Origin of the sequence: Streptomyces caniscabiei (genome assembly GCF_014930365.1) — a bacterium.
GTDB classification, from domain to species: domain Bacteria; phylum Actinomycetota; class Actinomycetes; order Streptomycetales; family Streptomycetaceae; genus Streptomyces; species Streptomyces caniscabiei.
Window position 1 is genome coordinate 143,491 of record NZ_JABXWI010000005.1, and the last position, 26,906, is coordinate 170,396.

Below are 26,906 nucleotides of genomic sequence, written 5' to 3' on the forward strand. Positions count from 1 at the left end.
ACCCTGTACGCATGGGCAAGGTGAGCTGTGACATCACGATCTCGCTCGACGGCTTCTCGGCGGGACACCACCAGAGTGAGGAACGTCCGTTCGGCGACGACGGCGGTGACGGTTCGGGCGCCGCGCTGCACGCCTGGATGTTCGACGCGCCCGAGGAGAACCGGGCGGAGATCGACCGGCTGGGCACCGCCGGGGCCTTCGTCATGGGGCGCAACATGTTCGGCCCGGTGCGCGGCGCGTGGGACCGGCCGTGGAACGGCTGGTGGGGCGACGATCCGCCGTTCCACGCACCGGTGTTCGTCCTCACCCACCACCCGCGCGACCCGCGGCCGATGGCGGGCGGCACCACGTTCCACTTCGTCACCGAGGGGATCGCCGCCGCCCTGGACCGGGCCCGCGCGGCGGCCGGCGGGGACGACGTCACCGTCCTCGGCGGCGCGACCACCGTCAACCAGTACCTGACCGCCGGCCTGGTCGACGAACTGCGCCTGCACATCACGGCGTTCACCCTCGGCTCCGGCACCCGGCTGTTCGAGGACGTCCCGCCGCTCCGGCTGGAGCAGGTGGCCTCCCGTTCGACGAGCCTGGTCACCCACCTGACGTACCGCGTGGCGCGCTGAGCGGGGAGGGCTCCGCGATCCGCCCCGCCCGGCTCACCGCACCGCCGTCAGCGCCTCCCGTACCGCCGCCAGGTCCTGGTCGGAGGCCAACCCCGCGTGGTAGAGGCGGAGTTCGGTGGCGCCCAGTTCCGCCGCGCGGCCCGCGTCCTCGGCCAGGGTGACGGGGCTGCCGCCCATGCCCGACACGATGGCGAAGTTGGCGGCCAGGACGGCGCCCTCCGCGCCGACCTCGGCGAAGGCCGGCAGCAGACCCGGACCGCCCGCGCACGGGACGACCACACCGTCCGCCACGCCGAGGATGTGCGCGGGGTCGACGCCCGGGTTGGCGCCGCAGTGGTACGTCACCGGGTCCGCGTGCAGCAGGATCCGGAACCCGGCGGGCGCGGCGGCCCGCACCGCCTCGACGGCCGTCTCCTGGAGGGAGCGGGCGATCCCGTCGCGCCACGCGCGCGTGGCCTCCGCCCGCTCCGCGCCGAGCAGCTTCTCCACGGCCGGCCAGCCCTCGTCGACGGCCTCTCCCCGCCACAGCGGTTCCAGCGCCTCACGCACGGCCGCCGCCAGTGCCTCGGGGTCCTGACCGGCCTCGGCGTAGCCGGCGCGGCAGGTCCCGCAGAAGCAGAGCGACATCAGGTACTGGCCGGCGTCCCCGAGTCCGACGCCGCCCGTCTTGTCGTGGGCGTGCAGGTGGGAGATGCCGTACCAGCCGAGCGACTCCAGTTCCGTGCCGCGCGCGCCCGGCCGGACCGCCGCCTCCACGGCCAGGTCGACGAGGTACTCCCGGGTCGCCTCCTGCGCCACGCACGGGGCCCACGGATACCGGTCGCCGTAGGCGTTGACCACGGAGGTCGAGGGGTGCTCGGCGCCGAGCCGGGAGTTGTGGGCGAGGACGACCCAGGTGTGCACCTCCAGGCCGGCGTGCGCGAGTGCCGTCGCCGCCTCGCCGAACGCGTCGCCCGGCGCCCACTGTCCCGCCGGGTACGGCCGCAGCGTACGGCCCTCCCAGCGCGCCCCCGGCGGGTACAGGACGGCCGCGTGCTCGGCGGTGACGATGCGCCGGCGGGGGTGGCGGGGGGTGAGCGCGCGGGTGGAGTGGTACGCGGAGGCGAGCGTCACCTGCCCCACGCCCAGCCCCGCGATGCGCTCCGCGGCGGCCGGGTCCCCGTTGACGTCCCACGGGTAGACGAACGTCGACGCCTTCAATTGCCCTCCTGGCACTCTTCCAGCAGCGCGTGTCCGCGCTCGATCAACTGGCCCAGCTGCTTGACGTGTTCCTCGGCCGGCTCGTGCAGCGGCGGCCGTACCCCGCCCACGTCCAGTCCCCGTAGCCGTACCCCGGCCTTGACCAGTGACACGGCATAGCCCCGGCCCTTGGCGCGGAGTTCGACGAAGGGCCGGTAGAACCCGTCGAGCAGCCGTTCCACGATCGCACGGTCACCGGCTTCGAGCGCCCGGTGGAAGGCGAGGGCGATCTCCGGGACGAAGCAGAAGACAGCCGAGGAGTACAGCGGGACGCCGACGCCCCGGTAGGCGGGCTGGGTCAGCTCGGCGGTCGGCAGGCCGTTGAAGTAGAGGAAGTCACCGGCGGCCGGAACCTCGGCGCGTACCGCGCTGACGATCCGCGTCATCAGGTCCAGGTCGCCGACGCCGTCCTTGAGGCCGACGATGCCTTCCGTGCGGGCCAGTTCGACGACGGTCTCCGGGGTGAGGACCGCGTTGTCGCGCTGGTAGACGACGACCGGGAGCGAGGTGGCGGCGGCCAGTTCCCGGTAGTGGCGCAGCAGCCCCTCCTGCGCGGCCACGACGAGGTACGGCGGCAGGGCGAGCAGACCGTCGGCGCCCGCCTCCTCGGCGAGGCGCGCGTAGCGCACGGCGAGGGCGGTGCCGTAGCCCGCGCCGGCCACCACGGGCACCCGGCCGGCCGTCTCCGCGACGGCGGCCCGGACGCAGCTCTGGAACTCCTCGGGCGTGAGCGCGTGGAACTCGCCGGTGCCGCAGGCGACGAAGACGGCGGCCGCCCCGGCGTCGACGCCCTGGCGGACGTGCGCGCGGCAGGCGTCGAGATCGACGGCGCCGTCCGGGCCGTACGCCGTGACGGGGAAGAACAGCGGTCCGCTGGGGACCCTGAGCCGGGCGGTGAGAGGGGCTGACGTCACGGGCGCTCCCAAGTCCGGGCCGAAGTCGACCGTCCGGGGCGACGTCGACGCGCAGGTCCATGTCACTGATCAGTGTTTACATTTCTGAACAAGAGCACGCTAAGGCGCCCCCGCGGGGCGGGTCAAGCCGGGCAACCCCCACCGCACCAGCGATTTCCGCCCTCGCGCGCGCCACTTGACGCGCGCGACCCCACTCCTTAGCGTGTCCATGAATGTGAATGTCGGACGCCCATGTGCACGGCTGGCGATACAAGGAGACCCCCGGATGCCCGCTCCCCGCACGGTTCTGCTCACCGGCGCCGCCGGTGGACTCGGCACCCTGATGCGGGACCTGCTCCCGGCCCACGGCTACGAGCTGCGCCTGATGGACCTGCTGCCCGTCGCGGGCGCGCCGGACGCGATCACGGCCGACCTCGCCGACAAGGACGCCGTGCGCGAGGCCGTACGGGGCGTCGACGCGATCATTCACCTCGCGGGCATCTCGCTGGAAGCCTCCTTCGAGAAGATCCTCAGGGCGAACATCGAGGGAACCTACAACCTGTACGAGGCCGCCCGCGCGGAGGGCGTGCCGCGAGTCGTCTTCGCGTCCTCCAACCACGCGGTGGGCTTCACCCCCCGCCCCGGGGACGGGGACCCGCTGATCCCGGTCGACACCCCGCACCGCCCCGACACCTTCTACGGCCTGTCCAAGTCCTTCGGCGAGGACCTCGCCCAGCTCTACTGGGACAAGCACGGCCTGGAGACCGTGTCGGTGCGCATCGGCTCCTGCTTCCCCGAGCCCACCAGCGTCCGCATGCTCTCCCTGTGGATGAGCCCGGCCGACGGCGCCCGCCTCTTCCACGCGGCCCTGACCGCCGAGCACGTCGGCCACACCGTCGTCTACGGCTCCTCCGCCAACACCCGCCTGTGGTGGGACCTCTCCAGCGCCCGCGCCCTCGGCTACGACCCCCAGGACGACTCCGAGCCGTACGCCGAGAAGCTCATCGCCGAACAGGGCGAGCTGGACCCCGCGAACGAGGCACACGCCAACCTCGGCGGCCACTTCGTGAGCGACCCGCCGATCTGGCCGCACTGACCGCGCCGGAGCGGTCCCCAGGGTTCGCGCGTCGTACGGGAAACGAGGGCCGTACGGCGTGCGGAAGGAGCGGGCGGGCACCGAACGGGCCCGCCCGCTCCCGCATTCGGGCACGCCCGCTGCCCGATCCCCCCTCCGCCCCAGGTCCGCGACGGGCACCGGCCGCGCGAAACGGTCAGGGACGGGCAGCATCGGACCCGCAACAGGCCTGGTCGGCGCCGCGCACCCACTGTAGAACTTCCCCCAGGGCCCGCACCGGGCCCGAACGGGCAGCAGCACGGCGAGGGCTGTGCGGGCGAGGGAGAGCGGGTGTCGGCCATGAGCGCGGAGGAGAGGCAGCGCGAGATCGTCACGGCCGCCCGCCGCACGGGCGCGGTCGACGTCGCCGAACTCGCGGCGACACTCGGCGTCGCCAAGGAGACCGTACGGCGTGATCTGCGCGCCCTGGAGGACCACGGCCTGGTCCGCCGGACGCACGGCGGGGCGTATCCCGTGGAGAGCGCCGGCTTCGAGACGACGCTCGCCTTCCGGGCCACCAGCCATGTGCCCGAGAAACGCCGGATCGCCGCCGCGGCGGCCGAACTGCTGGGCGACGCGGAGACGGTCTTCGTCGACGAGGGCTTCACCCCGCAGCTCATCGCCGAGGCGCTGCCCCGGGACCGGCCGCTGACCGTGGTCACCGCCTCGCTCGCCACGGCGGGCGCCCTCGCCGAGACGGGCAGCACCACCGTGCTGCTGCTCGGCGGCCGGGTGCGTCCCGGCACCCTCGCCACCGTCGACCACTGGACGACGAGGATGCTGGCCGGCTTCGTCATCGACCTCGCGTACATCGGCGCCAACGGCATCACCCGTGAACACGGCCTCACCACCCCCGACCCGGCCGTCAGCGAGGTCAAGGCCCAGGCGATCCGCGCCTCCCGGCGCACGGTCTTCGCGGGCGTCCACACCAAGTTCGGCGCGGTCAGCTTCTGCCGGTTCGCCGAGGTGGGCGACCTCGACGCGATCGTCACCAGCACGCTGCTGCCGACGTCGGAGGCCCACCGCTACTCACTGCTGGGCCCCCAGGTCATCCGCGTCTGAGCCCCCACCGACCCGACTCCCGCCCCTTCCCTCCCCCGCCCTCCTCTCCCCCGGCACGAAGCACCACGCGCCGGAGCACCGCGCCCCACGGAATCCCTTTTCTCCCCATACGTCCAGGAGCGATCCATGCGAATCCCGAGCCGACGGAGGCCGCGCACACTCGCCGCGGTCGCCGCAGGGACGCTGCTCGCCCCGCTTCTCTCCGGCTGCTGGACCGGGGCGGGCGGGGCGGGATCCGGCGGCGACGCCATCAACGTACTGATGGTCAACAACCCCCAGATGCAGGAGCTGCAGAAGCTCACCGCCGCGCACTTCACCAAGAAGACCGGCATCCGGGTCAACTTCACCGTGCTGCCGGAGAACGACGTCCGCGACAAGATCAGCCAGGACTTCGCCAACCAGGCGGGCCAGTACGACGTGGCCACCCTCAGCAACTACGAGATACCCATCTACGCCCGCAACGGCTGGCTGGAGGAGCTGGACCCGTACGTCGCGAAGGACCCAGGCTTCGACCAGCAGGACATCCTGAAGCCGATGCGCCAGTCCCTGACCGGCGACGACGGCAAGCTCTACGGAGAGCCGTTCTACGGCGAGTCGTCCTTCCTGATGTACCGCAAGGACGTCTTCGCCGAGCGCGGGCTCACCATGCCCGAGCACCCCACCTGGCAGCAGGTCGCCGACCTCGCGGCAGAGGCCGACGGGGCCGAGGACGGCATGAAGGGCATCTGTCTGCGCGGACTGCCCGGCTGGGGCGAGGTCATGGCGCCCCTCACCACCGTCGTGAACACCTTCGGCGGCACCTGGTTCGACAAGGACTGGAAGGCGCGGCTCGACTCCCCCGAGTTCGAGCGGGCGACCAGGTTCTACGTGGACCTCGTGCGTGAGCACGGTGAGTCCGGCGCCGCCCAGGCCGGCTTCGCCGAGTGCCTCAACAACATGACCCAGGGCAAGGTCACCATGTGGTACGACGCCACGTCCGCGGCCGGCTCCCTGGAGGCGGACGACTCCCCGGTGCAGGGCAAGGTGGGCTATGTACCGGCGCCCGTCGAGAAGACCGGGTCCTCCGGCTGGCTCTACACCTGGGCCTGGGGCATCCAGCAGGCCTCCCGGAACCCCGACAAGGCCTGGAAGTTCGTCTCCTGGGCGTCGAGCAAGGAGTACGAGGAACTGGTCGGCGACGAGATCGGCTGGTCGAACGTGCCCGCCGGCAAACGGGAGTCGACGTACGCGAACCCGGAGTACCGCGAGGAGGCCGCCGCCTTCCAGGAGACGACCCGCGAGGCCATCGAGGGCGCCCGGCCCACCGACCCCGGCGTGCAGCCGCGCCCCGCGCCCGGCATCCAGTTCGTCGGCATCCCCGAGTTCACCGACCTCGGCACCAAGGTCTCCCTGGAGATCAGCGCGGCCATCGCCGGACGCCAGTCCGTCGCGTCGGCCCTGAAGAAATCGCAGGCGCTCGCCGAGCAGATCTCCGAGGAGTACGAGGGACGATGACCGCGACCACGACAGCGCCGACGGCGGCCGCCGCCGTACGCACCCGGGGCACACCGAACGCCCGGCTGCGCGCGTGGGCCACCCGCGCCCCGCTCCTGCCCGCCCTGATCTTCATGATCGCCGTGACCCAACTCCCGTTCGTGGCCACGCTGGTGATCTCCTTCTTCGACTGGAACTCCCTCTACCCGGACGCCCGCCACTTCGCCGGCCTCGCCAACTACGGCGAGGTCCTCACCGACCCCGACCTGCGCCGCTCGGTGTGGACGACGATCCTGCTGACGGTCGCCGTGGTCCTCGCCAGTCTTGTCCTCGGCCTGCTCCTCGCCCTCCTCCTCGACCGGAGGTTCCGGGGCCGGGGCATCGTCCGCACCCTGCTCATCGCCCCCTTCCTGGTGGTCCCGGTGGCGGCGGCCCTGCTCTGGAAACACGTCCTCTACAACCCCGAATACGGCCTGTTCAACGGCCTGTTGCACTACGTCGGCGGACCCCAGCCCGACTGGATCTCGGACACCCCGCTGCTCGCGGTCGAGGCCGCCCTGGTGTGGCAGTGGACACCGTTCATGATGCTGATCCTGCTGGCGGGACTCCAGTCCCGGGACCAGCAGCAGATCGAGGCGGCCCGGGTCGACGGCGCGAGCGACTGGCAGATCTTCCGCCATCTGACGCTCCCGCATCTGCGCCGCTACCTCGAACTGGGGGCGCTGCTCGGCTCGATCTACATCGTCCAGAACTTCGACGCGGTCTTCACGATCACCTCGGGCGGCCTGGGCACGGCGAACCTGCCGTACACCGTCTACCAGACCTTCTACCAGGCCCACGAGAACGGCCTCGCCTCGGCCGCGGGCGTCCTGGTCGTCATCGGCTCGATCATCATCGCGACGTTCGCCCTGCGTGTGGTGTCGTCGCTGTTCCGTGAGGAGGCGGGCCGGTCATGAGGCCAACTACCCAAAGAAGCAAGGGACTCGGCCTGGGACTGGCGGCCTGGGCGCTCGGTGTCCTGTTCTTCCTGCCCATCGCCTGGATGGCGCTGACGTCGCTCCACTCGGAACCGGACGCGGCGACCAACCCCCCGTCCTGGGCGGCCTCCCTGACCCTCGACGGCTACCGCGAGTTCTTCGGCGTGGACGGCGGGGCCGGCCCCTGGCCCGCCCTGATCAACTCGGCGGTGGCGTCCCTGGCGTCGACCCTGCTCGTCCTCCTCCTCGCCTTCCCGGCGGCGTACGCGCTGTCGATCCGCCCGGTGAAGAAGTGGACGGACGTCCTGTTCTTCTTCCTCTCCACGAAGATGCTGCCGGTGGTGGCGGGCCTGCTCCCCCTCTACCTCTTCGCGAAGAACACGGGCCTGCTGGACAACATCTGGCTCCTCGTCCTGCTCTACACCTCCATGAACCTGCCGATCGCCGTCTGGATGATGCAGTCCTTCCTGGCGGAGGTCCCGGTGGCGGTGATCGAGGCCGCGCAACTCGACGGCGCCCGGCTCCCCACGGTGCTGGCCCGGGTGGTGGCGCCGATCGCGGCCCCCGGCATCGCCGCGACCGCCCTGATCTGCTTCATCTTCAGCTGGAACGAGCTGCTCTTCGCGAGGGTGCTGACCGGTGTCGTCGCCGAGACCGCCCCCGTCTTCCTGACCGGCTTCATCACCAGCCAGGGCCTGTTCCTGGCCAAGGTGTGCGCCGCGTCGCTCGTCATCTCCCTGCCGGTGCTCGCCGCGGGGTTCGCCGCCCAGGACAAGCTGGTCCAGGGCCTCTCCCTGGGAGCCGTCAAATGAAGGCCGCCGTCATCGAGTCCGTGGGCAAGGCCGTCGTCGCCGAGGTCCCGGACCCGGCACCGGGCCCCCGCGAGGTCGTCGTCGAGGTCGCCGCGTGCGGTCTGTGCGGCACCGATCTGCACATCCTCCAGGGCGAGTTCGCCCCGAAGCTGCCGATCGTGCCCGGACACGAGTTCGCGGGCGAGGTGGTGGGCCTGGGCGCCCGGGTCACCGAACTCTCCGTCGGCGACCGGGTGGCCGTCGACCCGTCCCTGTACTGCCACGAGTGCCGCTACTGCCGCACCGGCCACAACAACCTCTGCGAGCGGTGGGCCGCGATCGGCGTCACCACGGCCGGGGGCGCGGCGCAGTACGCGGTGGCGCCGGTGGCGAACTGCGTCCGGCTCCCGGAGCACGTCCGCACCGAGGACGCGGCACTGGTGGAACCGCTGTCCTGCGCGGTACGCGGCTACGACGTCCTGCGGGCCCGCCTCGGCGCCCATGTCCTCGTCTACGGCTCGGGCACGATGGGTCTGATGATGCTGGAGCTCGCGAAGCGGACGGGCGCGGCGAGCGTGGACGTGGTCGACGTGAACCCCTCCCGCCTGGAGACCGCCCGCCGACTGGGCGTCTCGGCGGCCGCCGCGGGCGCCGACGAACTGGACCGGCCCCAGGGCTGGGACGTGGTGATCGACGCGACGGGCAACGCCGCCGCCATCCAGGACGGCCTGGACCGGGTGGCCAGGGCCGGGACCTTCCTCCAGTTCGGGGTGGCCGACTACGCGACACGGGTCACGATCGACCCGTACCGCATCTACAACCAGGAGATCACCATCACGGGTTCCATGGCCGTCCTGCACAGCTTCGAACGCGCGGCGGAACTCTTCGCGAGCGGCGTCCTGGACCCGGACGTCCTCATCAGCGACCGCCTGCCCCTGGAGCAGTATCCGCAGGCCCTGGACCAGTTCGCCTCGGGCGTCGGCCGCAAGATCGTGGTGATCCCCTGACCGCGCCCCGCGCCGGCGGGCGGCGGCTCACTTCTCCACGAAGACGATGTCCTTGCAGGGGCGGGTCATCTTCACCGTGTTGTCGGTCGTGACCTCGACGATGTGGTGCAGGCCCCGGTGGACCCTTCCGGAGTCCGGGAGGCGGTACTCGTCCGGGGCTCCGGCCAGGAAGGCGCGGAAGCAGGCCAGCGAGGGGGCCGTGCCCGTGAAGTCCAGGTAGTCCTTCAGCCGGCGGAACAGCTTCGGCAGGATCACCACGCCGGTCTTGTCATCCGTCAGCGAGGCCATGCCCATGACCTTCACGCCGTCGAGGGTCTTGTCCACCTTCCACACGCCCTTCGCGGACGCCTTCGCCTTCTCCGCGGCCTCGGCGAGCAGTTCGCGCAGGTGGAAGGGGAGACCCGAGTAGAAGGTCGGGTAGGCCAGACCGAGCAGGAGCAGGCGGTGGTTGGCGGTGCGCTTCAGCAGGTCCTCGTCGACGTCCGTCCAGTAGCCGCTGTAGACGGGCGGGGTGCCCTTGCCGGCGAAGGCCACGCAGCGGCCGTAGGCGTCGGCGCCCCGGGTGAGGATCCAGCCGGGCACACTGTCCGGCACGGTGGCGACGGTCTCGTCGTCGTCCCTGAGAACGGTCTTGAAGTCGAGGAACTTCAGCAGTTCGTCGGCGGCCTCGTGGGCGAGGTCCCGGGGCTGGTGCTCCACGTGCGGCTCCTCGCCGTAGTGGGTCTCCAGGGCGTCGATCCCTTCGAGCCGGACACTCGCGCGCCCGTCGGCCTTGGGCACGACCGGTGTGTCCCCGGGGACCAGTTTCCAGTCGTCCACGTCGTCCGGGATGAAGGGAAGGGTGTCCCCGTCCGGCTTGGCACCCCCCTCCACCTTGAACCGTCCTCTGATCAGCAGCATGGCCATGATCGGCTCCCGTCCAGGCGTCACGGTGGGTGTTCGTCCCTCACGGAAGGTACACACACGAGGAGCCGGCCGGAGCGCCCCGCGCCCCCGCCCGGCCGACCCCACCCACACGGCCCCAACCCGGACGGTAAGGGAACGGTAAAGCGGCTTGAATCGTTCACCCCGCATGACCGCTATGACCCCCGGCTCGAACATCCCGCTGCCCGTCACCCGCGTCGCGGTGGACGTCGCCGCGCCCGTGCGGCTCGACGTCTCGGGCCTGCTGCTCACCGCCGACGGCAAGGTCCGCTCGGACGACGACTTCATCTTCTACAACCAGCCGAGCGGCCCGGGCGTGACCTACCGCTCCGGCGGCGGCACGACCCCCGACTCGATCACCGTGGACACGACGGCCGTCCCCCCGGGCATCGAGAAGATCGTCGTCACGGCCAGCCCCGACGCGGCCGGCCAGACCTTCCAGGGCGTCGAACCGACAGCCACGATCCGCGACGCGGCGAACGGCTCGGTGATCGCCACGTTCACCCCGCCCCAGCTGGGCACGGAGACGGCCCTGGTGATCGTGGAGGTCTATCTGCGCAACGGCGCGTGGAAGGCGCGCGCGGTCGGCCAGGGATACGCCAACGGCCTCGCGGGCATCGCGACGGACTTCGGCGTCACCGTGGAGGAGCCCGCCCCGGCTCCGGTGCAGCCCGTCGCCCCGTCCGCCCCCGCCACCCAGCCCCCGGCCGCCCCGCCGGCCCCGCCCATGGACCCCCGCGTCGCCGCGCCCCCGGCACCCCCCACCCCTCCGGCCCCGCCCGCGCCCGGCGCCGGCAAGATCAACCTGGACAAGGGCCGCGTCAGCCTCCAGAAGAACCAGACGGTCTCCCTGGTCAAGGGCGGCCGCCCGCTGCTCTCCCAGGTCAAGATGGGCCTCGGCTGGGAGCCCGCGTACCGGGGCAAGGACATCGACCTGGACGCGTCGGTCATCGCGTACGGCCCGCAGCGCAACCACATCGACAGCTGCTACTTCGGCAAGCTGTCCATCGTGGGCGGCGCGATCAAGCACTCGGGCGACAACCTCACGGGTGAGGGCGGCGGCGACGACGAGGTCATCGTGGTCGACCTCGGCCGGCTCCCCCAGGACGTCACCGGTCTGGTCTTCACCGTCAACTCCTTCTCGGGGCAGAAGTTCACCGAGGTCGCCAAGGCCTACTGCCGTCTGCTCGACGCCGCGACCGGCGAGGAGCTGGTCCGCTTCGACCTCACCAACGCCGAGGCCCAGACCGGCGTGATGATGGCCAAGCTGATCAAGCAGTTCTCCGGCGAGTGGGATATGACCGCGATGGGCGACTTCGTGAAGTCCCGCACGGTCAGGGGGATGGTGAAGCCGGCGGCGCAGGCCCTCTGAGAGCACATCCGCCCCGGTACGCGACGCCGGGCGCCCCCACAAGGGTGCGCCCGGCGCGTGCCACGCCAGGGCGAGGCGAGGGCGCCCGTCACTTCTTCGGCGCTCCGGTCACCTGCTGTCCGCCCGTTCGGCCGCCCGCTCGGTGAGGTACTCCTTGGCGGACAGTGGTACGGCGATGGCCTCCAACGACCGCCCCTCGGCCGCCACGCCCAGGACGGCCGTCACCAGCCCGCCGGTGATCATCAGGACCGCTCCGACCGCATAGCCGAGGAAGAGGTGCTGGGGGTTGGGATTCGCGTCGTCGATCAGGGCACCGTAGAACAGCGGGGCGACCGCGCCGACGAGCTGCGCGATCGAGAAGAACACCGCGATGGCCTTGCCCCGCACCTCCAGCGGGAAGATCTCTCCCACCGTCAGATACCCCGCACTCGCCCCCGCCGAGGCGAAGAAGAAGACGATCACCCAGGCCGCGGTCTGTGTCGTCGCCGTCAACAGCCCGGCCCGGAACAGCAGTCCGCTGACGAGCAGCAGCGTCCCGGAGGCGAGATAGGTGCCGGCGATCATCTGCTTGCGGCCGACGATGTCGAAGAGCCAGCCGAGCGTCAGCGGCCCGAGCAGGTTGCCCACCGCGAATGCCAGGCCGTACAGGGGGATGTCGGCGTCGCGGACGTCGAAGAAGACGCCGAGGACCATCGCGTAGGTGAAGTAGATGGCGTTGTAGAGGAAGGACTGGGTGACCATCAGGGTCAGCGCGTACACCGACCTCTTCGGGTAGTCGCGGAACAGCACCCGCACCAGCCGCAGATAGCCGGTGTGCCGGGCCGGCCTGATCTTCAGTGCCTGGCTCTCCGCGACGGGTTCCAGGGTGCCGCCGCGTTCGCGCACCTCCGCCTCGATGCGGGTGATGGACTCCTCGGCCTCGGCCGCGCGTCCGTTCATGAGCTGCCAGCGCGGGCTTTCCGGGAGGTTGCGCCGGACGAGGATGATCACCAGCCCGAGCACCGGGCCGATCAGGAAACCGATGCGCCAGGCGAGGCTCGGATCGTCCTGGAGGAACTGGTTGTAGACGGCCAGCTGCACGAACGCGCCGACGACCGATCCGGCCCAGTAGGTGCCGTTGACCCCGATGTCCACACGCCCCCGGTAGCGGGCCGGGATCAGTTCGTCGATGGCGGAGTTGATGGCGGCGTACTCACCGCCGATACCGGTACCGGCGATGAACCGGGTGGCATAGAGGTACACCACCCACCAGGTGCCCGAGCCGGCGGTCGCCGCCGTGAGACCACTGCCCACCAGGTAGACGGCGAGAGTGATCAGGAACAGGTTCTTGCGGCCGAACCGGTCGGTCATCCGGCCGAAGAACAGGGCGCCGACGACCTGGCCGACGAGATACACCGTCGCGGTGCCCGCGGACGCGGCCGCCGACAGGTTCAGCGTCTCCGGCTTGGTCAGGGACCCCATGACCAGGCTGGCCAGGGTGATCTCCAGGCCGTCGAGGATCCACGCCACCCCGAGCGCCACCACCAGCCGGGTGTGGAAGAGGGTCCACGGCAGACGGTCGATTCTCGCCGGGATCAGGCTCCGGATGACTCCCGGGCTGTCCGATCCGGCTGGTGCAGACGACATGGCCGCCTTTCTGGGGTGTCGGGGCAGTGCGTGGTGGGGGCGGGGTCAGCCGCCGCTCGCGCCCGGCTCGGGGGCCGTGGGCCGAGCCGTCCAGCGGAGTTTCACGTTGAGGTGGGCCGTGGCCTTGGCGCTGGCGATGACACCGCCGAGCTTGCTGTCGAGCGTGACGGCGAAGCCGACCTCCACCTCGTCGGGTCGCCGGCCGGCCTGCCGAAAACCGTCCATCATCTCGGCCGCCGCGGCCGTCACCGGTGCCAGCGCCTCCCGCAGGCTCTGCTCAGCGGTCTGCAGCCGGTCGCCCAGGCCGACGGCCCCGGTACCGACCCTGCTGTCGGCGGGGGCCACGGCGACGGTTGTTCCATCGGCGAGGGAGAAGGTCACGACGTCTGACATGGGGGCCTTTCTCGGGCTCGGGTTCAGGGGGTGGTGCAGAACGCGGAGGTGGGGTCCGGCCGCTCGGTGGGCTTCAGGTCCGCGCTGATCCGGTCGAGCGTCTTCATGTGCTCGGCGAGAACAGCCTCCTTCTGCGGTGTGCGCAGGTGGACGTAGTAGTCGACGACCGCGCGGTAGAAGGCCGCCGCAAGGTTCGGGTCCATCGTGTCGGCGGCGCTGAAGCAGAGGGTGCGGGCCTCGTCCTGGAGGATCCCGGCGACGAGCCGCTGGGCGTCCGGGGGGTTCCCCGGCGGCATGACTCCCCGGACGGCGGAGAAGGCCGAACTCCCCTGGCCGCCGACCCAGCGCTGCTGGGTTGTCGTTGTGACCAGATGGGCGACCAGGTCCTTGGCGTCCGCGTTCTCCGTGAACATGGCGATGTAGTCCGCCGACACCTGCAGCGGTACGTCCTTGGCGGGGGCCACGAACGCGTAGTTCTCGGCCACGAGGGAGGCGGTCGGGGAGCGCAGCGCGCCGAGCGCGCCGTGCGCGAGGTCGCAGGTGCGGTCGACGCCGGACATGTCCGCGGCGACGTCGGGGAAGTTCTTCACCGGCGCGTCGGGCGAGCTGTCGCGGACCACCGCACCCCACTCTCTCCAGGCCTTTTTCATCTTGGGCGAAGCCCACAGCAGCCGGCCGTGGAGCCATTCCTCGTACGCCTTCTTCCCCTCGTCTCCGGAGAGCAGGACGTCGGCGATCCAGTCGGCGCCCGGCCAGCCCGATGTCGCTCCCGACTCCATCCCGAGGCACCAACTCCCGCCCGGGGCACCGCGCTCGGCGCGTACCGCCGACCGCCATACCGGACGCACCCCGACGACGGCGGGGTCGTACCAGATCAGGGACTTGACATCGACCTTGACGGGAACGGCCAGGAGGCCGTCGCCCTTCGCGGGAGGTCTGAAGGGCTTACTGAAGCGAGAGGCCGGAATCTCCTTGATGGGCCGCAGGACCTTCGCATAGCGCCGGATGGAGCCGAGGCTGGGGAGGACCACCAGATCGGGCCGGTAGTCCCGCTCCGCCGCGGCGTCGAGATGCTGGTCCAGTGCGCGGGTGGCCTGGACCCGTACCTCGATGTCATCGTGATGCGCGTCGTAGGCCGAGATGATCGACTGGAACGCGGTGAACTCGGCCCCTCCCCACGGCACCATGATCGTGACGGTGCGCCGGGGTTCCTCCGCGCAGCCGGAGAGGCCCAGCAGCAGGCCGAGGGCCAGGGCACAGCGCGCGAGTCGCGCTCCCAGTGCCCTCATGACGCCCGGAACCGGTACTCGGCCAGACGCGGGCGGTAGGCGCGGTGCACCAGCACCGCGGCGGCGGCCAGCAGGGAGAGCAGCACCGGCATGACCATCGCGAAGCATTGCCGGGTGAGGACGTGGTCGTCGCCGTAACGGGGGCCCTGCGTACAGACGAAGACGGCGACGGCGACGGTGATCAGCAGCGACGCACCGAGCATCGGGCTCACCCATCGCCGGAAATGCGTCGCCAGCACGCGTGCGGTGACCCAGGCCAGCAACAGCTGGACCAGCACGGGGCCCAGCAACAGCGGCAGCAGCACGGGAGGTTCCACCCAGTCGGGTCGCTGCCGTTCCGCTTTCGTCTTCTGGAAGTGCCCGAGTGCGTCGAGGGCCGGGATCAGACCGCCGGTGTAGTGCACCGGCCTGCTCTCCCCGTCCGGCTGTCGATAGGTCTCGTCGCCGGCCTCCAGGGCCTGCAACGCGGACCGGGCGACGTCCTTCCTGAGCTTTCCCTCGGCGGGGAAGCGGTCGTACTGCTGGGCGGCCACTTCCGCGAGATGGACGCTGGTGGCCAACTGCCCCAGTACGAACTGGAAGTTCCGCCGTCCCTCCTCGCCCACGGTGTTGCCTTCCATGGCCAGGGCGATGGCCGTGTTCGCCTCGCCGATCTTGTTCACGAACCCGGACCCGGTGCCCGTGAGAACGACGTTCCCGTCCGAGAAGGCCTGCCTCAGGTCGTCCCTCGCCCCTTCGGCCGCGATCTTCGCTCTGAAGATGTTGTCCCGCGACTTCTCCGTCCTGTCCGCGGCGATGCTGTTGGTCATGGCTTCCGCCCCCACTCCCACCACCGCCACGGCCATGAAGGCGATGCAGGCCAGCACGCCGTTCCGTAACCGCCACAGCACCTCGACCGGGTGCGCGCGGACGTCGGACGACGTCGGTTCGTCCACCCGCACCGTCATGACGCCCCCACCCCCGTCCCCGACTCCGCGTCCTCGCCGCCGCTGACGGGCCGTGGGTGCGGCAGGGCGTCGACCGGTTCCGCCGGTCCGGTCGGCAGGGCGGCGCGGTACGTCGATTCGAGACCGACGCGCTGCATCTCGCCCCGTGTGACGTCGGGCCGCAGCAGGACCACGCCGTGCTCGTCCCTGATCGCCACGCTCTCCAGCAGCCGTACGCGTGCGCCGTCGTCCAGGTCCTGTGCGAGCGCCAGCGCGTGGCGCAGTTCCTGATGTGCTTCCAAGAGGTCCCCTCGTTCGTGGGCGTTGGCGCAGCCGCGCATGGCCAGACCCAGTTCGTGCGCGTTCTCCACGCGGGTGAGTTCCTCGGGCCGGGCGGGGAGCGGGTCCCGGTTCGTGTGCCGTCGTACGACCATCGCCCTGGCGTCCGCGCAGCGTGCGCGCTCACCGGTGGAGGTCTCCGCGAGGAGTTCGATGTGGGCGGCGCGCAGTTCCTCCCCCACGGGCAGGGTGGGGGCGGCGAACCGCAGGGACAGCCGGTACTGCCGGTGCGCGGCGCCCCAGGCGCCGAGGGGAATGTGCAGGAGGTCCCCCGCGCGTTGCTGACGTCCCGTCAAATCGGCCTCGACCGGGCGGATCTGGCGCAGGGAGGCGAGCCGGAACCGGCTGTCGAGCCGCAGGCCCAGATAGACCCGGGGGACGACCAGACGCTGCGCCTGCCGTACCAGCGTGGTGAGGTCGTCCGTGAGGGAGCCCGCGTCGACGGCCCTCGCGCTGCCGTGCAGTGCCTGGGTGATGTGCAGCAGTTCGGTGTAGCTCCAGTCGTCGCCCAGTCCCCGCGCGTCGCACACGAAGCGGTCGGCGCAGACGGCCAGCGCACGCTCCAGCTCCTCCGGGGTCTCGTGTTCGTTCCTGCCGTCGGTGTAGAGCGAGACGTGGCGCACGGCTTGCGCGGGTGCCGACTCCAGCAGGTCGGCGGTGTGGGCCAGCCAGCGGCCGATCGCCGTACCCCCTTCGGCCCACAGGGCGGTGATCCGGTGCTTCGCGGCCTGTCTGGTCTCGCGGCCGGCGACGGCCAGCCCCCGCTCCGGCAGGGGCGGGAAGACGTTCCGTGCGACGTGGGTGCCGGCGACGACGCCGAAGTACGTGTTGTCCGGCAGGGCGTCGACAGCGGCGCAGACGGCCTGTCTCGCCGCCCCGATCTTGCCGGCGTCGGCCATCGAGAGCGAACAGTCCATCACGAGGACCTCGGCGAGCGGCACGTCGGTGGTCCCGCCTTCGACGGGCTCGGCGCGGACGGTGACGAGGGCGTCCGCCCGCTGCGCGTCGTGCGCGAGGTCACCGGCCACATCCGTCTCGATGGTGAAGCACAGGCCGGGTGCCGTCCCCGTGGCCGTGGTCCGCGTGTTCATGTCCCCCGAAGTCATGTCCCTCCCCGGCACGGGGCAGCCAGGAGCTGCCGCTCGCACGTTTTCTTTCTAGGTCGTCCGCCGTCTCCTGGGCGCGAGTCGGGACCAAGGCCACCTGATCGGGGGACGCAGGCGGTTCGCCAGGTCGACGAGGACCCGGTGGTCGTGCCGGTCCTCGGCGTGCGGCGCCAGATCCCGCACGGCTTCGGAGAGGCCCTGCGACCGGCCCGACACGGCGTACCGCGCGAACGCGATCTCCGCCCGCACACCGAGCCGCTCGGTGTGGCCGATGACCAGCTCCTCCAGTGCCCTGTCGGCCGACTCCACGTCCCCGGGGTCGAGTTCGGCCTGGGCCTCGGTGGTGGTCAGGGCGACCCGCAGGCGTACCGCGGCGATCCTCGCCCACTGCTCGAAGCGGAACTCCCGTGCCAGTCGCTCCGCCGTGGCCACGGCCTCCGCGCGGTGCCCCTCCCGCAGCAGCACCCGGGCGAGGCCGAAACTCGCGGCGCCGAGCCCGGGCGCCGTGTCGACCACCGTCTCGTAGTACGTCCGCGCTGCCGCGAGCCGGTCGTCGCGTTCCGCGCAGAGTCCGAGTGCGAGCAACGGGACGAGTTCGCCCGGCAGCAGGTCCCGGACGTGTCCGAAGTGGTCGGCCCCGGCCCGTGGCCGGTCGTGGGCGAGGGCGACGAGACCGGCGTACCAGTGGTGCGGCCAGTCCCACTCGGGCAGGGCGGCGTCGGACAGGAGTTGTTCCGCCTCGGTCGCCTCGCCCCGTCGCAGCGCGTCGTGGCAGGCGTCCAGTGCGCGCCGGGCCCGGTCCCCGGTGCGCCGCTCGCGCCGGTCGTAGGGGTCGGGAGGCGGGGGCCGCAGGGCCGCCATCATCTCCATCCGGGTGGGCGGGGAGAAGGGTGCCCCGAGCCGGCAGGCTCCGTCCGGGGTGACGCGTGCGTCCACCCAGTGCCGGAGAGGGCGCGCCGCCCCGAGTCCTCCGTGCAGCGGCTCGGTCATGGACCCGAACTGCACCGAGTCCCGCGCGCACCGCCGGCTCCGCGGTGCTGCCGCCACGACCTGCCGGATCACACCGCTGAGCTGTTCCGCGAACTGGCGGGCGGAGGTGAAACGGCGTTCCGGCGCGTCGACGCGGGTGGCGCGGCGCAGCAACCGGATCAGGGAGTCGACGGGGATGTCCTGGGGGCCGGCGCGCAGCTGGCTCCGGCACACTTCCTGGAGCGTGCTGCCCAGGCAGTACAGGTCGAGGCCCGCCGTGGGGCGGTCGTGCTCGGGGTCGAGTTCGCCCGTGCCCGGGTGGCGTTCCGGTGGGGCGTAGGTCGCGGTGAAGGCGACGAGCGGGTGGGTGTCCTTCATGGAGCGGACGGCGCCGAAGTCGATGAGACGCACCCGGTCGTGCGCGGCGGTGTCGCCCTTCTCGGTGAACCGGATGATGTTCGACGGCTTCACGTCGCAGTGCAGCAACTGGCGGGCGTGCAGGTAGTCGAGTGCCTGGAGGATGCGCAGGCCGTGTGCCAGGAGGACCTCCAGCGAGTCACCGTGCCGTGCGGCGAACCGTGTGCCGGGGATGTGTTCGAGGACCAGGTAGGGGCCTTGCGGCTCGTAGCTGAGGATGCGGACGATGCTGTCGTGGCGGAGTCCGACGAGCGCGTTGCGCTCCTCGCGGGCCGTCCTCGCGACCGACTCGTGCAGGACCTTGAGCACCACGTCCGTGTTGAGGTTGTGGTCATGGCAGAGGTACGCCTTGCCGAACGCGCCGGCGCCGAGCATCCGCTTGACGACGTAACGGTCGGCGAGGGTCCGGCCGTGCGGTCCCGAGGCGGGGTCGGACGGAGCGCGGCAGACGGTGCAGGGGTCCTGCTCCCGGTCCAGGTCCCGGTGCCGGCCTCCGAGGCCTTCGTCCCCGCGGCCCGTGGCGCCGCAGGTCGGGTTCGGACAGGGGCCGTGCTCCTCGGTGCCCGGTGTCTCGTCCCTGTCGGTCCGGTCCGCTCCCGGTGCGTCCGGTGCGGGCCGCGCGTACTCCGCGTCCACCAGGTCCAGCCCCCACCAGGGCGCCGTGGGGACCTGTCCGGCCTCTTCGGGGGCGCCGACCGCCGGGTCGCCGCCGGGGAGCTGTCCGGCCTCTGCCGCGGCGGTGGCCACCGCCACGCCGCCGGGTGGCTGCCCGGCCGCTTCCGGGACCGTGACCGCCGCCGTCCCTCGGCCGGCGGGCCCGGGAGGGAGGAGCGGCTCGGGCGCCGATGTGGACGTCCGCGGCCCGGGCGACGGTATGGACGTCCGCGGCCCGGACCGGCGCAGCGGACGCAGGGCGCACGCGCCGCAGAACCCGTGTTCGTCGATCGTGCCGACGCCGCAGGCGGGCCGGTCACACCTCTCCACGGCTGTCCCTCCTGGCCTGCTCGATCCGGCGGTGGACCTCGTCCCGGTACTGTGCGACGGCGGTCTGCGCGGCCTTCAGGTCGACCGGCACGGTGCGCAACGGCCCGGTCGCCGATCCGTACCGTGCGGCGAGCCCGGCGTCCTCGGCGCCGAACGCGTCCCGGGCCCGTACCCGGTGCACTTCCAGTTCGTGCAGGAGGTCGTCGTACCGGCCGACGAGCTGCCCCAGCTCCCGTTCGGCCCCCGCCACCTCGCGCAGCGCCGACCGGGCCGCCGCGGCGATCGCCGCCAGTTCGGCGTGCGCGCCCGGGCCCTTCGCCACGGCGAGCCGCACACGCAGTTGCGGGGCGCGGCGCGGCGGCAGCCGTGGCGAGGGGAGGAAGCTCAGCCCCCACCGCGCGTACAGGGAGGAGGCGTCGTCCTCCGCGCCGCTGAGCCGTTCGACGGTTTCGCAGGCGTCCTCGCGCGGCACGGGCCCGGGCGAGTCCTCGTCCACAGGGTGGTCCACCATGTCCGATCCGAGCGCGACCTCGTACGGCAGACCGGGCGGCGGCGCCGCGTCGAACCCGAGGACGAGCCGGACACCGCGGGTCCGGGCCCGCAGCGCGAGCGGTCTCAGCAGGTCGCGCAGAAGCGACTCCGGTTCGGCGGAGCGGTCCACCCTGGCAAGGACGAGACAGACGGGAGGGGTGCGGTGCGTCAGCCGGTGCAGGAGGTCGGCGGCGTCGTGGGGGAAGCCGAACCGGTCGGCGACATAGTGCCGGACCTGTGCCGTGGTTCTGCCCCGGGCGTCGTACGCCGCGTCGACGGAACCGAGCCGGAGGACGGTGTGACGCGGGGCCGTGGACAGTTCGAGATCCGAGATCGCGGCGCGTGCGACCGGGTCCGCGGTGCGTACGAGCCGTACCAGCCACGACGTGCCGGTTTCGGTGGCGCCGCCGGTCAGCACCACGGTGCCCGACCATCCGCCGCTGAGCAGACGGACGAGTTCCTGTGTGAGGGTGAGGCGCAGGGGGTCGTCCAGCCCGTGGTGCGGGGGTGCGGCGCCGGCCGGGAGCAGACAGGCAGTCGGTGCGCCCTGCACATACGGTTCGAGGCCGGGCAGATAGCCGCGCACCGTCTCGGTCGGCAGCATCCACGCGGCTCTGGCGTCACCGTCGACGAAGTCGGCCACCACGATGCCGACGACGCGGCCGGCGAAGTCGCCGTCGAGGGCCACGACGCCCGAGCCGGAGAAGCCGCGCTCGATCCACGGCCGACCGCCGTGCACGGGGTTCAGCTGGGCCCACTCGCCCTCCCGGGAGCCGGAGCCCGCCATTTCGGCGTCGACCCCGATGCCGTTCTCCTCCAGGCGCGGGAAGCCGTACACCCGCACCCTTCCGCCGGAGACGGGGGCCTGCCACAGCCGGGTGCCGCCGTCACACGGAGCCGGCTCGTCGAGCCGGAGCAGGGCGACGTCGCCGCGTCGTGTGCGGTTGCGGTACACCCACTCGCCCGGCTCGATCCGTGCGGTGACGCTCCACTCGGGGCGGCAGACGGCGCTCGTGACGCGGACATGCGCGTCGGCCGTGTCCGGCGAGGCTCCGGCCTCCGCGACGACGTGCGCGCAGGTGAGCACGTGCCGACCGTCCAGGAGGACCCCGGCTCCACGGGGCCGACCGCTGTCGTCGTCCACTCTGACGCGCCAGGGATTCTCACCGTGGCGATGCCGCTGCATGCGGTCACCCTGCCACGGGGGTGTCCTTCCGCCCGGGCGTCGCCTCCCTCCCGGGCCGTCGCACGACGCTGCCCCGCATAAGTGGACTGGCGTTCGAAGGGTGACCGTCGCACGGAGCGTGGACGGGAGGGGACCCGGCGGACGGGGCCGGGTCCGCCCCCGCACGGTCAGATCATCACGTGAGGCGTCACTGGATCACCCCGCTGTACGCGTTCAACGCGGGCTGCCCACCCAGGTGCGCGTAGAGCACGGTGGAGTCCGGGCCGATCTCGCCGCGCTCGATCAGGTCGACCATCCCGGCCATGGACTTGCCCTCGTAGACGGGGTCGGTGACCATGCCCTCGGTGCGCGCCGCGAGCTGCATGGCGACGAGGGTGGCGTCGTCCGGGACGCCGTAGATCCCGGCGTGGTACCGCTCGTCCAGCTCCACGTCCGCGACGGTCAACTCCCGCTTGAGGCCGATGAGTTGACCGGTGTTGTGGGCGATCCGCGCGACCTGCTCACGCGTGGTGGCCGGCTTGGCCGAGGCGTCGATGCCGATCACCCGGCGCGCCCGTCCGCCCGCCTCCTCCAGCACGGCGAAACCGGCGACCATGCCGGCCTGGGTCGAGCCGGTCACCGAGCACACGATCACCGTGTCGAAGAAGACGCCCAACTCCCGCTCCTGATCGGCCACCTCGTAGGCCCAGCCGGCGAAGCCCAGGCCGCCGAGCGGGTGGTCGGAGGCGCCGGCCGGGATGGCGTACGGCTTGCCGCCGCTCTCCTCGACCTCCCTGAGCGCCAGTTCCCAGCTCTCCTTGAAACCGATGCCGAAGCCAGCCCGGACGAGCCGTACGTCGGCGCCCGCCAGCCGGCTGATCAGGATGTTGCCGACCTTGTCGTAGACGGCGTCCGGCCAGTCCACCCAACTCTCCTGCACGAGCACGCACTTGAGCCCGGCGCGGGCGGCGACGGCGGCGACCTGACGGGTGTGGTTGGACTGCACACCGCCGATGGAGACGAGGGTGTCGCAGCCCTGTGCGAGCGCGTCGGCGACCAGGTACTCCAGCTTGCGCGTCTTGTTGCCGCCGTACGCGATACCGGAGTTGCAGTCCTCCCGCTTGGCCCAGACGGAGGCACCACCGAGATGCGCGGTCAGCCGCTCCAGCGGGTGGACCGGCGAGGGCCCGAAGAGGAGCGGATAGCGCGCGAAGGAAGCAAGGGACACGGGTCCTCCCGGGGTGAAGTGGGGTGGCGCGGTACGTGGTGTCGGGTGGGGTGGCGTGGCCGAGGGGGACGGTCAGTGGTCCGTCTCTTCGACCGGCTCGTCGACGAGTGCGGCGAGGCCGTGCCAGATCTCCGCCGTCACACGGACCGCCTCCTCCGTGTCGCCGCCCGCGCAGGCCTCGATCAGCTGGTCGTGCAGGCCCGCCGAGCGGCAGTTGCCGCCCTCGCCGAAGCGCCGGCGCTCCAGGCGGCGGATGAGCGGGGTGTAGCGGGCGATGGTGGCGGCGGCCGCGCGGTTGCCGCTGACCCGGACGAGGACGTCGTGGAGTTCGTCGTCGGCGACGAGGGCGGCGTCCACGTCGCCGGTGCGGACGGCCGCCGCGAACCGCTCGTTGGCCGAGCGCATCGTCTCGACGTCCGCCGCGAACAGCCGGGGGACGGCGGCTCTGGTGGCCAGTTCGTGCATGGCGCCGACCACGGCCGCCGCGTCCCGCACATCGGCGGCCACGACGGCCGTGACCCGCGTGTAGCTCTGCGGCTTGCTCTCCAGCAGCCCTTCGTCGACCAGGCGCGAGAAGGCCTCCCGCACCGGCGCCCGGGACAGCCCCAGCAACTCCGCCAACTCGGCGTCACGCACCACCGCGCCGGGCTCGATCTCCCCGGCCACGATGGCGTCCCGGATGGCTTGGTAGGCGCGGTCCCTGAGAAGGGTGCGCCCGACCGGTCGTATGGCCTCCATGGACTGAAATGTTAGATGTCAGCACGGGACGCGAACAAGAGTGTGGCCCGCACCCCCACTGGGATACGGGCCACACTCACCCCCCGTCGGCCGAGGGACCGGAGTCATTCGGCCGCCCACGGCCAGTCGGCGTCCCGGGCCGCCTCCAGCAGCGGGACCATCCGGAAGGCCGCGTCCGAGAGCCCCCCGAACGTGTGCCGGTTCGCCCGGCCGGAGGGGCCGTGGCCCGCCCGGTACCCGGCGAGGTTCCAGGTGTAGACGGGGACGCCGGCCGGGATCTGCGCGGTCGGGTCGCCGTAGTGGCTGTACGTGGCCTGCTCGTCGGTGACGATCAGGACCCGGTCGTGCTTGCGGTAGTGCCGACGGACGGCCTCGGTGGTGTCGGTGCCACCGAGGTCGCCGAAGCGACCGATGATCTTCAGCACGGACTCGCCCGCGCCGGACTTCACCACCCGGCTCGTGCTGCCGAACTCGACGAGATCCGCGTCCGCCGCCCGCAGCGCGAGCGCCGTGCCGAAGATCGCCGCCGCGTCCGCGTACGTCAGCGAGGAGCGGTCGGTCAGCCGCGAGGAGAACATCGAGCCCGAGCGGTCGACCAGGACCAGGGTCCGGCCGGGCAGCGCGGGCACGTTGGCCAGCGAGTGACCGAGCGCCTGCTCCAGCGGGTACGCCCAGCGCAGCGAGGGCGCGTGCCGGAACGCCGAGAGGTAGCGGAAGGGGAACTGCCGCGACCGCGCGACCTCCGCCGGATCGCTGATCCGCGCCGCCACCCGCGCCGCGACCTCGTCGGAGACACCCGCCTCGTCGAAATTCCGCAGGTTGCGCACCAGGGCCATGGCGCCCATGGACGGGATGACGGCCTCCCAGGCCGCCTTGTCCATCGGCCCCTGCAGCCAACCGGCCAGCGCCTCCCAGGTGATCCCCGCGTCCGCGAGCCGCTGGGCGCCGCCCGAGCCGGTCACGACCCGGCGCCGCTTGGCGGGCCGCAGCTCCATCAGGTCACGGTGCGCCGCGAGCATCGGCAGCGACCTGGGCACGACGGCCGTGTCCGGGTTGTGGCGCCGGTCGAGGGCGTACTGGAACAGATCCCCCTGCCACGGCTTGGCCGGGTCCGGCGCCGCGTGCACCAGGTTCAGGATGTCGCCGAAGCGGTAGCCCTTGGACGCGGTGTCGTACTTCAGCAGCGACTTGGGGCTGTAGAGCCGCCGTACGGCGTCGGCGACGCCCCGCTTCACGGGCTTGGGGACGGCGCGCCCGTACCGCGAGGTCCAGTAGGCGAGCAGTTCGCCGGGCTCGTCGGGACGCCGCAGCACCGAGTCGACGACCTGGCGGTTGGTGGGCCCGTCGGTGACGCCCGCGTCGAGCCGTGCCTTCACGTACTCGGCGGCGCCCACGATCGCGGCCGTACGGAGGTTGCCCTCGCCGCGCAGCCAGCCGAGCAGGCCGGCCGTCCACACCGGGTCGGTGACGGCGAGGCGGCGGACGAGCGCGGCGAACCGGTCGTCGCGGTCCTCACCGCTCTCGTAGAAGGTCTTCTGCGCGACGAAGTTGGCGATCGACAGCAGGAACAGCTCGGAGCGCTCGTCCCGCTCACGGCCCCTGCCGCCCTCGTACGTACGGAGCACCTGCCCCGTCGAGGTGACCCGCGAGGTGGGCTGCGCCTTTCCGGCCTTGGTGTTGAACCGCGCCATGATGAATTCCCCCGAATACATGGGTATTTCGGAGGGAGGCACGGCAGAAGGAAGGTGACCGAGATCGAATTCGGCGGCGGTGCTTATAACAGGCGCGTCTTCCGTTCCGCCACACCGACCGGAGTCGATGACGGGATTCGAACCCGCACGGGGATTCCTCCCCACCAGTTCCCGAAGTATCCGCTGCCTGCGCACCGGGCACCCACCATCTGCCGCGCCTCCCGAGATCGCGTCGCACCGGGAGGTGCGTAAAGCCTTGGGTGTCCAGAGATCGAATTCGGCGGAACCGACGTAGGTGCTCTAACCCCTGAGCTACACCGGCGAGTTGGTACCGGTGGCGGGACTCGAACCCGCGGCCGCCCCATTATGAGTGGAAGTAGGTCCTGCCTTCGCACCTGGACAGGCATCACTCTAGGAGGCACGCCGCAGAACGGGCCAGTGAATTATTTACCGCTTCTCGCTACCGCTTCTGCCGCTTCCACGGCCCGGTGATCGCGAGCAGGATTCCCGGGGTCTGGATGTTGGCGTAGAGGGTCTTTCCGTCGGGTGAGAAGGTGACGCCGGCGAACTCGCTGTACTCGGGCTCCTCCTCGGTACCGCCCGCTGCGGCAGCAGCCGATGTGATCGCCAGGTCGTTGCGGGCGATCGGGTAGGTACGGCCGCTGTCGGTGGCGCCGAACAGATGCGAGATCCCCTCGCCGTCCTCGGCGAGGACGATGCCGCCGTACGGGGAGACCGTGATGTTGTCGGGGCCGTCGAGGGCGCCGTCGGCGGACGGGTCCGGGTTGACGCCGAGGAGGACCTTCAGGGTGAGGGTGCGGCGCTTGGGGTCGTAGAACCAGACCTGGCCGTCGTGCGCGGCACCGGGACTCTCGGCCCTGGCGTACGAGGAGACGATGTACGCGCCGCCGTCGCCCCACCACATGCCCTCCAGCTTGCGGGCGCGGGTGATCTCGGTGTCGGTGAACTGCTTTCGTACGGCGACGGACTTGGCGTCGCGGTCGGGGACGTCGATCCAGTCGACCCCGTACACCGTGCCGATGCGTGTGGCGCGGGACAGGTCGTCGACGAACCGGCCGCCGGAGTCGTAGCACCGGGGGGCCTGGAGGGCGCCCGCGTCGTCGGCGAGGGTACGGAACTTCCCGGGGCCGTAGGTGAAGCCCTTGGACGGGGTCCAGCGGTAGAAGAGGCCGTTGGGGGCGGCCGCGTCCTCGGTGAGGTAGGCGTGGCCGCGCCTGGGGTCGATGACGACGGCCTCGTGGTCGTAGCGGCCGAAGAACTTCAGCGGCTTCGGGGCGCGGTTGGCGCGACGGTCGCAGGGGTCGACCTCGAAGACGTAGCCGTGGTCCTTGGTCATACCGTTGACGCCGGCCCGGTCGGAGTTCTCCTCGCAGGTGAGCCAGGTGTTCCAGGGGTGCTGCCGCCCGCGCAGTTGGTGGAGGTGCCCGCGATGCCGACCCACTCGGCGACACGTCCGTCCGGCCGGACCTCGACCACGGTGCAGCCGCCGGCGGCCGCCGGGTCGTAGACGAGGCCCTCGGTGAGCGGCACCGGGAACTCCCAGTTGGCCCGCGGGCCCTTCAGCTCGTGGTTGTTGACGAGGAGGGTGGTGCCGCGGGGGCCGGGGAAGGCGGCGGTGCCGTCGTGCTTGCCGGGGGTGAACTCGCCCGACTCCAGCTTGGTCTTCCCACTGTGGGTGAGGATCCGGTAGGTGAAGCCCGCGGGCAGGGCGAGGATGCCGTCGGGGTCCGGCACGAGGGGGCCGTAGCCGACGCCACCGTGGCGGTCCGCCCCGGGGTTCGCGTCCGCGCCCGCGCCCGCGTCCGTCGAGGCGAGGGCGTGCGGTGCGGTGGCGAGTGCGCCCACGCTGCCGGCCAGGGCGACACCGGTTCCGGTGGCCGCGGTTCGTCTGGCGAAGTCCCTGCGGGTGAGCGACATGCTGTCTCCTGCGTGGCGTGGGCTGACCGTGGGGGGCGGACCCTGACTGTCGCGCCACACGCTCCCGCGCCCGCCTGAACACCGGTTGAACACA

The 26,906-nt window shown here is 71.8% G+C and carries 21 protein-coding genes and 1 pseudogene; 8 read left to right on the forward strand and 14 right to left on the reverse strand.

All coding sequences use genetic code 11. From position 1 onward, the window contains the following. Positions 1-11 precede the first annotated feature (11 nt). Positions 12-620 (forward strand): dihydrofolate reductase family protein, encoded by a 609-nt coding sequence (locus HW837_RS15735; RefSeq protein WP_193381606.1) that lies wholly within the window; start codon positions 12-14, stop codon positions 618-620. Positions 621-653: 33 nt separating this feature from the next. Here HW837_RS15735 and HW837_RS15740 read toward each other — a convergent pair whose 3' ends face one another. Together HW837_RS15740 and HW837_RS15745 are read right to left on the reverse strand one after the other, a co-directional pair. Continuing rightward, on the reverse strand, positions 654-1,820 hold the full coding sequence (locus HW837_RS15740; protein ID WP_193381605.1) for a hypothetical protein: 1,167 nt from the start codon (positions 1,818-1,820) through the stop codon (positions 654-656). After that, the gene (locus HW837_RS15745) at positions 1,817-2,773 is read right to left on the reverse strand and encodes a 5-dehydro-4-deoxyglucarate dehydratase (RefSeq protein ID WP_045560885.1); all 957 of its coding nucleotides are present in this window, start codon (positions 2,771-2,773) and stop codon (positions 1,817-1,819) included. Before HW837_RS15745 ends, HW837_RS15740 begins: the two co-directional genes overlap by 4 nt. A 265-nt stretch (positions 2,774-3,038) precedes the next feature. Here HW837_RS15745 and HW837_RS15750 point away from each other — a divergent pair, with 265 nt between their 5' ends. The 6 genes from HW837_RS15750 to HW837_RS15775 all read left to right on the forward strand — a co-directional run bounded on the left by HW837_RS15750 (position 3,039) and on the right by HW837_RS15775 (position 9,176). Continuing rightward, complete coding sequence (locus HW837_RS15750; protein ID WP_045560886.1) at positions 3,039-3,848, forward strand: NAD-dependent epimerase/dehydratase family protein; 810 nt, start codon at positions 3,039-3,041, stop codon at positions 3,846-3,848. 309 nt (positions 3,849-4,157) lie between these two features. Beyond that, positions 4,158-4,928 (forward strand): DeoR/GlpR family DNA-binding transcription regulator, encoded by a 771-nt coding sequence (locus HW837_RS15755; RefSeq protein ID WP_045560887.1) that lies wholly within the window; start codon positions 4,158-4,160, stop codon positions 4,926-4,928. 126 nt (positions 4,929-5,054) lie between these two features. Continuing rightward, positions 5,055-6,422, forward strand: coding sequence for an ABC transporter substrate-binding protein (locus HW837_RS15760; protein ID WP_093788423.1), 1,368 nt, complete (start codon positions 5,055-5,057; stop codon positions 6,420-6,422). Beyond that, a complete protein-coding gene (locus HW837_RS15765; protein ID WP_193381604.1) occupies positions 6,419-7,357 on the forward strand; it encodes a carbohydrate ABC transporter permease in 939 nt (312 codons plus the stop codon). Before HW837_RS15760 ends, HW837_RS15765 begins: the two co-directional genes overlap by 4 nt. After that, entirely contained in the window at positions 7,354-8,190 is an 837-nt protein-coding gene (locus tag HW837_RS15770; RefSeq protein ID WP_193381603.1) for a carbohydrate ABC transporter permease, read from the forward strand. Before HW837_RS15765 ends, HW837_RS15770 begins: the two co-directional genes overlap by 4 nt. Continuing rightward, entirely contained in the window at positions 8,187-9,176 is a 990-nt protein-coding gene (locus HW837_RS15775) for a zinc-dependent alcohol dehydrogenase family protein (RefSeq protein WP_045560891.1), read from the forward strand. Before HW837_RS15770 ends, HW837_RS15775 begins: the two co-directional genes overlap by 4 nt. 27 nt (positions 9,177-9,203) lie before the next feature. Here HW837_RS15775 and HW837_RS15780 read toward each other — a convergent pair whose 3' ends face one another. Next, the gene (locus tag HW837_RS15780) at positions 9,204-10,082 is read right to left on the reverse strand and encodes a nuclease (protein WP_193381602.1); all 879 of its coding nucleotides are present in this window, start codon (positions 10,080-10,082) and stop codon (positions 9,204-9,206) included. A 175-nt stretch (positions 10,083-10,257) separates the two neighbouring features. On the opposite strand from HW837_RS15780, the gene HW837_RS15785 reads away from it, so the two are divergent. Further along, entirely contained in the window at positions 10,258-11,472 is a 1,215-nt protein-coding gene (locus HW837_RS15785) for a TerD family protein (RefSeq protein ID WP_193381634.1), read from the forward strand. 108 nt (positions 11,473-11,580) lie between these two features. Here HW837_RS15785 and HW837_RS15790 read toward each other — a convergent pair whose 3' ends face one another. The 11 genes and pseudogenes from HW837_RS15790 to HW837_RS15840 all read right to left on the reverse strand — a co-directional run bounded on the left by HW837_RS15790 (position 11,581) and on the right by HW837_RS15840 (position 26,812). Next, on the reverse strand, positions 11,581-13,098 hold the full coding sequence (locus HW837_RS15790; RefSeq protein ID WP_045560894.1) for an MFS transporter: 1,518 nt from the start codon (positions 13,096-13,098) through the stop codon (positions 11,581-11,583). Between the two features lie 45 nt (positions 13,099-13,143). Further along, positions 13,144-13,491, reverse strand: coding sequence for a CU044_2847 family protein (locus HW837_RS15795; protein ID WP_052683071.1), 348 nt, complete (start codon positions 13,489-13,491; stop codon positions 13,144-13,146). Between the two features lie 23 nt (positions 13,492-13,514). Then, positions 13,515-14,780, reverse strand: a complete 1,266-nt coding sequence (locus HW837_RS15800) for a hypothetical protein (RefSeq protein WP_045560895.1) — start codon at positions 14,778-14,780, stop codon at positions 13,515-13,517. Then, positions 14,777-15,727 (reverse strand): hypothetical protein, encoded by a 951-nt coding sequence (locus tag HW837_RS15805; RefSeq protein ID WP_045560896.1) that lies wholly within the window; start codon positions 15,725-15,727, stop codon positions 14,777-14,779. Before HW837_RS15805 ends, HW837_RS15800 begins: the two co-directional genes overlap by 4 nt. Continuing rightward, a complete protein-coding gene (locus HW837_RS15810) occupies positions 15,724-17,151 on the reverse strand; it encodes a VWA domain-containing protein (protein WP_078853754.1) in 1,428 nt (475 codons plus the stop codon). Before HW837_RS15810 ends, HW837_RS15805 begins: the two co-directional genes overlap by 4 nt. Before the next feature lie 51 nt (positions 17,152-17,202). Further along, complete coding sequence (locus HW837_RS15815; RefSeq protein WP_193381601.1) at positions 17,203-19,521, reverse strand: tetratricopeptide repeat protein; 2,319 nt, start codon at positions 19,519-19,521, stop codon at positions 17,203-17,205. Next, on the reverse strand, positions 19,508-21,238 hold the full coding sequence (locus tag HW837_RS15820; protein WP_193381600.1) for a trypsin-like serine peptidase: 1,731 nt from the start codon (positions 21,236-21,238) through the stop codon (positions 19,508-19,510). Before HW837_RS15820 ends, HW837_RS15815 begins: the two co-directional genes overlap by 14 nt. A gap of 187 nt (positions 21,239-21,425) precedes the next feature. Beyond that, positions 21,426-22,445 carry a 1-aminocyclopropane-1-carboxylate deaminase gene (locus tag HW837_RS15825; protein ID WP_045560899.1) on the reverse strand — a complete coding sequence of 340 codons (1,020 nt, stop codon included), beginning with the start codon at positions 22,443-22,445 and terminating at the stop codon, positions 21,426-21,428. A 72-nt stretch (positions 22,446-22,517) separates the two neighbouring features. Beyond that, the gene (locus HW837_RS15830; protein ID WP_045560900.1) at positions 22,518-23,183 is read right to left on the reverse strand and encodes a GntR family transcriptional regulator; all 666 of its coding nucleotides are present in this window, start codon (positions 23,181-23,183) and stop codon (positions 22,518-22,520) included. Positions 23,184-23,287: 104 nt separating this feature from the next. Further along, positions 23,288-24,874 carry a TROVE domain-containing protein gene (locus HW837_RS15835; RefSeq protein ID WP_045560901.1) on the reverse strand — a complete coding sequence of 529 codons (1,587 nt, stop codon included), beginning with the start codon at positions 24,872-24,874 and terminating at the stop codon, positions 23,288-23,290. Positions 24,875-25,334: 460 nt separating this feature from the next. Beyond that, positions 25,335-26,812, reverse strand: a pseudogene (locus HW837_RS15840) (alkaline phosphatase PhoX). Positions 26,813-26,906 lie beyond the last annotated feature (94 nt).

Bases quoted from the DNA above. Each gene is read 5' to 3' on its own strand.
- HW837_RS15795 (WP_052683071.1), bottom strand. From the start codon at position 13,491: ATGTCAGACGTCGTGACCTTCTCCCTCGCCGATGGAACAACCGTCGCC.
- HW837_RS15805 (WP_045560896.1), bottom strand. From the start codon at position 15,727: ATGACGGTGCGGGTGGACGAACCGACGTCGTCCGACGTCCGCGCGCAC.
- HW837_RS15780 (WP_193381602.1), bottom strand. From the start codon at position 10,082: ATGGCCATGCTGCTGATCAGAGGACGGTTCAAGGTGGAGGGGGGTGCC.
- HW837_RS15785 (WP_193381634.1), top strand. From the start codon at position 10,258: ATGACCCCCGGCTCGAACATCCCGCTGCCCGTCACCCGCGTCGCGGTG.
- HW837_RS15770 (WP_193381603.1), top strand. From the start codon at position 7,354: ATGAGGCCAACTACCCAAAGAAGCAAGGGACTCGGCCTGGGACTGGCG.
- HW837_RS15765 (WP_193381604.1), top strand. From the start codon at position 6,419: ATGACCGCGACCACGACAGCGCCGACGGCGGCCGCCGCCGTACGCACC.
- HW837_RS15735 (WP_193381606.1), top strand. From the start codon at position 12: ATGGGCAAGGTGAGCTGTGACATCACGATCTCGCTCGACGGCTTCTCG.
- HW837_RS15775 (WP_045560891.1), top strand. From the start codon at position 8,187: ATGAAGGCCGCCGTCATCGAGTCCGTGGGCAAGGCCGTCGTCGCCGAG.
- HW837_RS15760 (WP_093788423.1), top strand. From the start codon at position 5,055: ATGCGAATCCCGAGCCGACGGAGGCCGCGCACACTCGCCGCGGTCGCC.
- HW837_RS15750 (WP_045560886.1), top strand. From the start codon at position 3,039: ATGCCCGCTCCCCGCACGGTTCTGCTCACCGGCGCCGCCGGTGGACTC.
- HW837_RS15810 (WP_078853754.1), bottom strand. From the start codon at position 17,151: ATGACTTCGGGGGACATGAACACGCGGACCACGGCCACGGGGACGGCA.
- HW837_RS15835 (WP_045560901.1), bottom strand. From the start codon at position 24,874: ATGGCGCGGTTCAACACCAAGGCCGGAAAGGCGCAGCCCACCTCGCGG.
- HW837_RS15820 (WP_193381600.1), bottom strand. From the start codon at position 21,238: ATGCAGCGGCATCGCCACGGTGAGAATCCCTGGCGCGTCAGAGTGGAC.
- HW837_RS15830 (WP_045560900.1), bottom strand. From the start codon at position 23,183: ATGGAGGCCATACGACCGGTCGGGCGCACCCTTCTCAGGGACCGCGCC.
- HW837_RS15800 (WP_045560895.1), bottom strand. From the start codon at position 14,780: ATGAGGGCACTGGGAGCGCGACTCGCGCGCTGTGCCCTGGCCCTCGGC.
- HW837_RS15790 (WP_045560894.1), bottom strand. From the start codon at position 13,098: ATGTCGTCTGCACCAGCCGGATCGGACAGCCCGGGAGTCATCCGGAGC.